Source organism: Paenibacillus dendritiformis (assembly GCF_015845845.1).
GTDB lineage: Bacteria > Bacillota > Bacilli > Paenibacillales > Paenibacillaceae > Paenibacillus_B > Paenibacillus_B dendritiformis_C.
Genome location: NZ_LDIG01000225.1, coordinates 1 through 8207 on the forward strand (window position 1 = coordinate 1; position 8207 = coordinate 8207).

8 protein-coding genes are annotated in these 8207 nt (G+C 55.4%); 7 read left to right on the plus strand and 1 reads right to left on the minus strand.

Annotated features, from left to right (window positions below):
* On the plus strand, window positions 1-223 hold a 223-nt coding region (locus ABD76_RS22505), incomplete at its 5' end, for a transposase (protein ID WP_197254597.1).
* 144 nt (window positions 224-367) lie between these two features.
* On the opposite strand, the gene ABD76_RS22510 is transcribed toward ABD76_RS22505, so the two are convergent.
* Window positions 368-1153, minus strand: a complete 786-nt coding sequence (locus tag ABD76_RS22510) for a class I SAM-dependent methyltransferase (RefSeq protein WP_197259304.1) — start codon at window positions 1151-1153, stop codon at window positions 368-370.
* Window positions 1154-1390: 237 nt separating this feature from the next.
* On the opposite strand from ABD76_RS22510, the gene ABD76_RS22515 reads away from it, so the two are divergent.
* The 6 genes from ABD76_RS22515 to tnpA all read left to right on the plus strand — a co-directional run.
* Complete coding sequence (locus ABD76_RS22515; protein WP_242069741.1) at window positions 1391-2119, plus strand: thioredoxin domain-containing protein; 729 nt, start codon at window positions 1391-1393, stop codon at window positions 2117-2119.
* A 20-nt stretch (window positions 2120-2139) separates the two neighbouring features.
* Window positions 2140-2562 (plus strand): disulfide oxidoreductase, encoded by a 423-nt coding sequence (locus ABD76_RS22520; protein WP_133381738.1) that lies wholly within the window; start codon window positions 2140-2142, stop codon window positions 2560-2562.
* A gap of 41 nt (window positions 2563-2603) precedes the next feature.
* Complete coding sequence (locus ABD76_RS22525; RefSeq protein WP_197259305.1) at window positions 2604-3875, plus strand: methyl-accepting chemotaxis protein; 1272 nt, start codon at window positions 2604-2606, stop codon at window positions 3873-3875.
* A 204-nt stretch (window positions 3876-4079) separates the two neighbouring features.
* On the plus strand, window positions 4080-5828 hold the full coding sequence (locus ABD76_RS22530; RefSeq protein WP_197259306.1) for a glycoside hydrolase family 35 protein: 1749 nt from the start codon (window positions 4080-4082) through the stop codon (window positions 5826-5828).
* 160 nt (window positions 5829-5988) lie between these two features.
* Window positions 5989-7734: a DUF4091 domain-containing protein gene (locus tag ABD76_RS22535; RefSeq protein WP_197259307.1), complete on the plus strand. Its 1746-nt coding sequence runs from the start codon at window positions 5989-5991 to the stop codon at window positions 7732-7734.
* 190 nt (window positions 7735-7924) lie between these two features.
* A partial coding sequence (gene tnpA, locus ABD76_RS22540; RefSeq protein ID WP_197256799.1) for an IS200/IS605 family transposase occupies window positions 7925-8207 on the plus strand: 283 nt, incomplete at its 3' end.

The window sequence follows — 8207 nt, forward strand, 5'->3', positions numbered from 1 at the left end:
AAAAAGCTCACTGATGATATTCGAGAAGCATGCCGGTTTGAAGTATAAATATGGCAATCGAAAATTTTGGGCGGAGGGATACTACGTCAGCACAGTAGGCTTAAATGAAGCAACCGTTGCAAAATATATACGTGAACAAGAAGCACATGACCAAGCAATTGATAAACTGAGTGTGAAAGAGTATGAAGATCCATTCAGCAGAAACAGTAGCAAGAAGAAGTAAACCAGTTTAACTGGTAAGTGAAAGTGACAAATTACACTGAGCCTGAACAATTTTATTGTAAGGCTAGCGTCTTTAGGCGCAGTTTGGCAACAGGGGGTTATACCCCAAGAGCAAACCACCCGTTGGACGGGTGGTCATGATTCTTTACCGGCGCCGCGGCTTATGCGCCGCGAACCGCAGCCTGGCGTAGTCCAAGGCCCATTCGTCTTCGCTGTACAATGAAGGACGGCACCGTTCCTTAACGAGGCGGAACAGGCGGCCAGACTCCTTCTCCCCCACGGCGCGGACGAAGGGCTTGGCGAAGCTCTCCAGCCAGTAATCCATTCCGGCATCGCCATCCGGAAGCGCGGTGGGCCGCTGGAAATGAACGGCCGCATCGACATGGAAGCCAGCCGCCTCCAGCCGCGCGGCGTATTCCCCTAAAGAAGGGAAATACCACGGATGGAAGGCGGAAGCCTCGATTCCGTATTCGGCAAGCAGCACTTCCTCGATGGCTTGCTCTACGGTCCGGATATTGCCCCGGCCGCCGAACTCCCCGATGAACCGCCCTCCCGGCCGCAAGCATCGCCATACCTCGGCGAGAACCTGATCCGCCGCCTTCATCCAATGCAGCGCCGCGTTCGAGAAGACCGCATCGAACGCTTCAACCATCGCTTCAGGCAGCGGACTTTCGGCATCCGCGACGATGAATCGCAGATCCGGGTATTTGCTGCGCGCCTGCCCAATCATCGCCTCCGACTTGTCGATGCCGACCACATGAGCCCCGCTCTCCCGGATGCGGGCCGTGAGATCACCGGTGCCGCAGCCGATATCCAGCACCGCTTCCCCCGTTTTTGGCTGGAGCAGCTCAATTACATTTTGCCCATGGGCGGACACGAACCCCAGCTTGCTGTCATACAGTTCAGGACGCCAGTCGTCTGTCGTCGTCATAACTCGCTCACTCCTTTTCGGCTTCGGGATGGCATGATTATGGCATAGACCGTTTTATTGGTTAAATATATAAATTCTATTATCTTTATAATTAGATGCAATAATTAAATTTATTATGTTAACAAACAGTGACATACATCACAGATTTGAAGAGAAATTTTTTAAAACAAATGGAAAATTGTCCGTATATCTATTACAGTTAAGAAAGGAAGAAACAAGTAGAAAAGGGTGAATCCATTGGCAAAAACTACGAAACACCGATCGGCCTCAAGCTCGCGCAAAGGAAAAAAAGGGAATGATCGCGCCTTTTTGTTAATGATCCCCATTGCGATTGTCGTCTTGGGCGTTCTTATTTATGTCTTGAATCAGCAAGGGGAGAAAATGAAACAGGAAGAGCTGGCGAACCAGCCTCCGGTTGAATTCAACATTGAGGGACAGCCTACGCTTGGGAGTGCCGATGCCGCTGTATCGATTGTGGAATTCGGCGATTACAAATGCCCGGCCTGCAAAATTTGGAATGACACCATATTCCCTCAATTGAAAGCGGACTATATCGATACCGGAAAAGTGAAATTCACGTTTTTGAATAAGCTCGTTATTCCACGCTCCGAATTGGCGGCCGAGGCGGCCGAAGAGGTGTATCGCCAGCAGCCGGAAGCGTTCTGGTCGTTCCATCATGAGCTGTACCGCGCGCAGCAGGATGAAGGCAAAGACTGGGCGACCGCGTCGTTCCTTGTCGATTTCGCCCAGCGGACGGTGCCGGATCTCGATACGGCCCAGCTTGATAAGGCGCTTCAGGATCGCACGATGCGGAATGAAGTGATGAAGGACGAGCAGCAAGCGGCTCAGGCCCGGGTCAACAGCACGCCGACGTTGTTCGTGAACGGCGTGGAGTTCTCCGGCCATATACAAGATTATGAAGGCCTCAAAGCCATGATCGATCAAGCTTTGGAGAAGGCGAAATAAGCGGAACTGGGGGAACCGTTATGTCGAGCATTCGACGATATGCTTTGCATCTCGCTTGGCTTGTCGCCGTCATCGCGACGGGCGGCAGCTTATATATGAGTGAAATCCTGCTCTGGGAGCCCTGCAAGCTGTGCTGGGTACAGCGTATCTTCATGTACCCGCTTGTTCTGCTGCTGGGGATTGCCGCTTATCGCGGCGACCGGGGGATTTTCCGCTACGCCTTGCCGCTGTCGATCATCGGAGGTTCGGTGTCCATTTATCATTACATGGTGCAAAAAGTTCCTGGCATGGAGGAAATCTCGCCTTGCCGGACCGGCGTGCCTTGCGGTTCCGATTACCTTGATTTATTCGGTTGGATTACGATTCCGTTGCTGGCTCTCGTTGCTTTTGTCTTGATTACGATCCTGTTGTTCACCGCGAGTAAGGACGAATCCGAAGAGTAGAGACAAACCATACCGTTCATCAATCATGGGGAGATGACAAGATGAAATTCGGATTTCAGACGAAAATGGTTTTGGGGTTGCTGATCGTATCGGCGGTCACGTATGCGACCAGCGGTTTTTTCATCTTTATTTTGAAGCCGGTATTGGCGCCGGATATGAACGCCGTGGTCTATGATGCCATTATTTTTGCGCTTGGCATCTTCTGGACATGCTTTCTCGGCTGGCTGGCCGCCCGCTTCGTCGTCAAGCCGCTGACCCAGTTGGCGAAGGCGGCTGACGAAGCGGCGCAGGGCAATCTGAATGTCGACATTCCGGACTATCGATTCCATGATGAAATTCGCGTTCTCGTCGAATCGTTCGGGACGATGATCCGCAACCTGCGGAGCATGATTGCGGAGATTAAGCAGAGCGTGGAGATTACGACGCGCAATACGGAGATGCTCGGGGATGCGATGGCGTCGGCAGCCGAGCAGATTGAGCATATTTCACGAACGGCGGAGGAAATGAACCGAGGGGCCGAGCAGCAGGCCGAATGGACGGCCGAATCGGCGGCGACGGTCGAACGGATCCACGAATCCGCGCTGGACGTCCAGCGCCAGGCAAGCGACACCGAGCGGATGACTTCCGATATGCTGGGGGCGCTGGCCGCCAGCGAGGACATGCTCAAATCGATTATCGACGGCATGCTACATGCCGCCGAATCCGGCCAAGCCTCCATTCAGACGGTGGAGCGCCTGAATGATCAGGCTGCCCAGATTGGGGATATTTCCATTGCCGTACGCGAGATCGCGGATCAGACGCATCTTCTCGCCTTGAACGCATCAATCGAAGCGGCCCGGGCCGGAGAGCAGGGGGCCGGCTTCGCGGTTATCGCCTCCCAGGTGCGCAAGCTCGCCGAACAGAGCGCCGAAGCCGTCGGCAGCATTAACGAGCGCATTGTACATATGCAGGCCCAGGTTGAAGAAGCGGTCCGGCTTATTACCGCCCAAGTGGAGATGGTCAGCGTCGAGGCGGGGAAAAAAGACGATGCCGCGGAAGCGCTTCATACGATTGCGGAAGTGACCCGGCGGGCATCCTCCTCGATGCGCGATATCGCATCGGCGGTGGGACGGCAGACCGAGCAATTTGCCGCTACCCTGGGGCAGACGAAGCAGATGGCCGTCGTCGTGGGAGAGATGGCGTCGGGCACGAGGCAGGTGGCGAGCGCCACGCAGGAGCAGACCGCGATGATGCAGGAAATCGCCGCATCCTCGGAGGTGCTGCGCGAGCAGGCAGCCCGCTTGAAGCGGCAGACGGAAGTGTTCCGGGACTGAGCCGCAAGCCGAATGAATAAGGGAATTGAACGAGACTTGCGCCGTTGTGAGCGGGGCAAGTCTTTTTTTGCAACATTTGTGCATGCAGGTGGCAAAAAAATTGCATGTTCATTTGCCCGAAAACCGCTATCATGAAGGTAAGATCTGCTGCAGTTCGACGGAGCAGGTAGGACACAGGATGATATCGGCGAAGGAGAGAAGCCAATGACAACGCTTTCTTATGACAAAGGGCAATTTACGATGGATGACCGTCCCATTCAGCTTATTTCCGGTGCGATACATTATTTTCGGGTAGTGCCGGCCTATTGGGAGGATCGCCTGCGCAAAATCAAGGCGATGGGCTGCAACTGCATCGAGACGTATGTAGCCTGGAATGTGCATGAGCCGCGCGAGGGCGAGTTCCATTTCGAAGGCATGGCGGATGTGGCGAAATTTGTCCGCCTCGCCGGCGAGCTTGGCTTGTATGTGATTGTCCGGCCAAGCCCGTACATTTGCGCCGAGTGGGAATTCGGCGGCCTGCCGGCCTGGCTGTTGAAGGATGACATGAGATTGCGCTGCAACGATCCGCGCTTCTTGAAGAAGGTGGCGGCTTATTATGATGCGCTGCTTCCTCAATTGACGCCGCTGTTGGCGACCAAGGGAGGTCCGATTATTGCCGTTCAGATCGAGAACGAATATGGAAGCTACGGCAACGACCAGGCTTATCTGCAAGCGCAGCGTGCGATGCTGATCGAGCGCGGAGTCGATGTGCTGCTGTTCACCTCGGACGGCCCTCAGGATGATATGCTGCAGGGAGGCATGGCGGAAGGGGTGCTCGCGACCGTCAACTTCGGTTCCCGCCCGAAGGAAGCGTTCGACAAGCTGCGGGAGTATCGACCCGATGGGCCGCTCATGTGCATGGAATATTGGAACGGGTGGTTCGACCATTGGTTCGAACAACACCATACCCGCGATGCGGAGGATGCGGCCCGCGTGCTTGACGACATGCTCGGCATGGGCGCCTCCGTCAATTTCTATATGGTGCACGGGGGAACGAACTTCGGGTTCGGCAGCGGGGCCAACCACGGCGAGAAATATGAGCCGACCGTTACAAGCTATGATTATGATGCCGCGATTAGCGAGGCGGGGGATTTGACGCCGAAGTTCCATGCGTTCCGCGAAGTTATCGGTAAGTACGTTTCTCTTCCGGAAGGGGAGCTGCCGGCAAATACGCCGAAGGCGGACTATGGCTCCGTCCCGGTCACTCGCCGCGTGAAGCTGTTCGATACGCTGGAGCCGATGACGGAGGTCCGGGACAGCATCTGCCCGGAGCCAATGGAGAAGTACGGTCAGAACAACGGCTTCATCGTGTACTCGACTCGCGTCGGCGGGCCGCGTCCGGAGAGCCGGTTAACGATTCAGGATGTGCGGGATCGGGCTCTCGTATTTCTCGATCGCAAGCTGGTCGGCGCCGTGGAGCGTTGGAATCCGCAATCGATTCCAGTCACGATTCCGGAAGGCGGAGCCCAGTTAGACATCCTGGTCGAGAATATGGGCCGTGTCAATTATGGGCCTCAACTGTACGATCGCAAAGGCATTACGCATGGCGTTCGCTTGAACGGACAGTTCCTGTTCCATTGGCAGGTCCGTTGCCTGGAGCTGGAGACGCTTGCCGGCCTGAGCTTCGATGCGGGCGCTGCGGCATGGGAAGAGGAGCAGCCCGGATTCTATGAAGCGAAGCTCGTGATTAAGGAAGAACCGAAGGACACATTCCTTCGGCTGGACGGTTGGACGAAGGGCGTTGTCTTCGTGAACGGCTTCAACCTGGGACGATATTGGGAAGTAGGCCCGCAGCAAACTCTCTATGTTCCGGCGCCGCTGCTGCGCCAGGGCGAGAATGAAATCATCGTCTTCGAGCTCCATCGGGAAGGGGGCCCGCTGCGCTTTGAAGCAGCCCCGTCTCTGTCAAAATAAATAGGCTTTTGTTCATGTGGATAGCGAAATTATTGCATATTCATTTCTCCAAAAATCGCCATGATGGGATTAATGTTCATGTTCGTCTGCAATTCCAGTTCCAGCAGCAGCGGTTCGCCAGCGCCGTGAACCATGCGAGCGGCAGAGGAGTGAGATCTCGATGTATATTGGCTTGAAAAATATGTTCCATAAGGAAACGCGCACATGGAAGGGATGGGCCCATTACACCCAGCACGCGGCGGACGGCAATGCCCCGTATGAGATAGCCAGTTGCCGGCGGGACAGCGCCGCGTTCCAGGTGCTTGTGGCGGACGAACAGCCTTTCCTGCTGACGACGCGGCCGGATGCGTTGTTCTGGAAGGGGGGCGCGCTTCGCATCGCCCGAATCGAAGTGTCGTCCGAGGGCGTTCACATACGGCCGGAGATCAAGCTTGTCGGCTTCATCGAGGATGACGACGGCACGCCGAAGGCCGATCTGCTGCTGGAGGGTGCCCATATTCATGTGCAAGCCAGGCAGGTGCAGCCGGTATGGGTGGAATGGCATGCGGACGATAAGATGAGGCCGGGAACGTACGAAGGCAAGGTGCGCATTTACACGCATACGTTGTTCGAGGATGAACAACTGGCAGGAGAATGCAGCTTCCGGTGGACCGTGTTGCCGGAGACGCTGCCCGAGCCTCGTGACTACCGGTTTTATCTCGATTTGTGGCAGCATAGCTCCAATATTGCGCGCAAATACCATACCGGTTACTGGACGGAAGAGCATTTCTCCGTGCTGGATGCCTACTTGGAGAGCCTGGCCCGGCTGGGGCAAAAGGCATTGACTGTCATCGTATCCGAGATTCCGTGGTCCGGACAGTTCTCGCATAACGACCGCGAGCCGTCCGATTTGTTCGAGTACAGCATCGTCGGCGTCCGCAGAAGCGCGGACGGCGCCTTCCACTATGATTTTTCCGCGCTGGACCGGTACATTGCGCTGGGAGAGAAACATGGCATTCGCGAGGAGATTGAGGTCTTTGGGCTGTTGAACATTTGGCTGGAAGCCGAATCGGGATACGGCGCCATTGTCGAGGGGGCTCCCGACGGAGTGCGGGTCCGATACTACGACGAAGCGAGCGGAACGTACCGTTTTATACGGGAAGAGCAGGACTTGAAGGCGTATGTTCAGGCGTTGGAGCAGCATTTTATGGCCGCCGGCCGGATCGATCGCGTCCGGATTTTGGCTGACGAGCCGGCTGAATATGATCTGTTCCATCGCCGCCTGGCATGGCTGCGGAGCGCGGCTCCTTCCTTCCGTTACAAGGTCGCCATTAACCACGTAGAGTTTGTGGAAAAAGGCTTGGAGGGCGTTTCCGATTATGTTCCCTTGTTCAATTGTGTCGTGAGGGAGCATCGGCGGCTGATGGATCAGCGCTCGTCGATCGAGGGCAAGCTGCTCTATTACGTCTGCTGCAACCCGGCCCGCCCGAATACGTTTCTGTCTTCCCCGCCGCTGGAGAGCCGGCTCATCGCCTGGTTCGCGGAGCGCCTCGGCACGGATGGCTTCTTGCGCTGGAATTACACCGTCTGGCCCGATAAGCCGCTGGAGCGGATCGCCTACCGCTCTGAAATATGGAAGGCCGGAGATACGAACTTCGTCTACCCGGGCCCGCTCGGCAAGCCGCTGTTGTCCCTGCGTTACAAATGGCTGCAGCGCGGCATCCGCGACTATGAACTGATGCAGCTCTTGAAGGCGGAAGGCAAATCCGCCCAGGTGCAGGCGGCCCTCGATCGCGTCTTCCGGTATGGAGACATGCAGGAATGCGATCCGGAGCGCGGAGCTTCTCCCGAAGCCCTGTACAGCCTCGAGGCCGAAGATTACGACAGCCTGCTGTTCCAGCTTGCATCAGCCTCGGCTCAGGCGTAACAGATTGAATATGCAGCGGCACCCGGACTTGCGGGCGCCGCTTTTGATTATGGGCTTTAGCCCGTTGAGTGCGTGAAACGCACGAAACAAAAAACCACCCGCTATGCGGGTGGAGGGATCGAGGGTTTGACCAACAAGACCATCCCGATAAAATTGAGATGTTCAGGCTCAATGAAAGGAATGGTCTTAGATGGCAAACAAGAACTATAGTCTAGCTCACACGAAGTGGATGTGCAAATACCACATTGTGTTCACCCCGAAGTATAGACGGAAAGAGATTTATAATCAAGTGAGAAAAGACTTGATTGAAATCTTCAAGCGTTTATGTAAATACAAGGGAGTGGAGATCTTAGAAGGTCACATGATGCCAGATCATGTACATATGCTAGTAGCGATTCCTCCAAAAATCTCAGTATCATCATTCATGGGATATCTGAAGGGAAAAAGCTCACTGATGATATTCGAGAAGCATG

Excerpts from the sequence above, each read along its gene's own strand:
- ABD76_RS22535 (WP_197259307.1), top strand. The coding sequence starts at position 5,989 with ATGTATATTGGCTTGAAAAATATGTTCCATAAGGAAACGCGCACATGG.
- ABD76_RS22520 (WP_133381738.1), top strand. The coding sequence starts at position 2,140 with ATGTCGAGCATTCGACGATATGCTTTGCATCTCGCTTGGCTTGTCGCC.
- ABD76_RS22525 (WP_197259305.1), top strand. The coding sequence starts at position 2,604 with ATGAAATTCGGATTTCAGACGAAAATGGTTTTGGGGTTGCTGATCGTA.
- ABD76_RS22530 (WP_197259306.1), top strand. The coding sequence starts at position 4,080 with ATGACAACGCTTTCTTATGACAAAGGGCAATTTACGATGGATGACCGT.
- ABD76_RS22510 (WP_197259304.1), bottom strand. The coding sequence starts at position 1,153 with ATGACGACGACAGACGACTGGCGTCCTGAACTGTATGACAGCAAGCTG.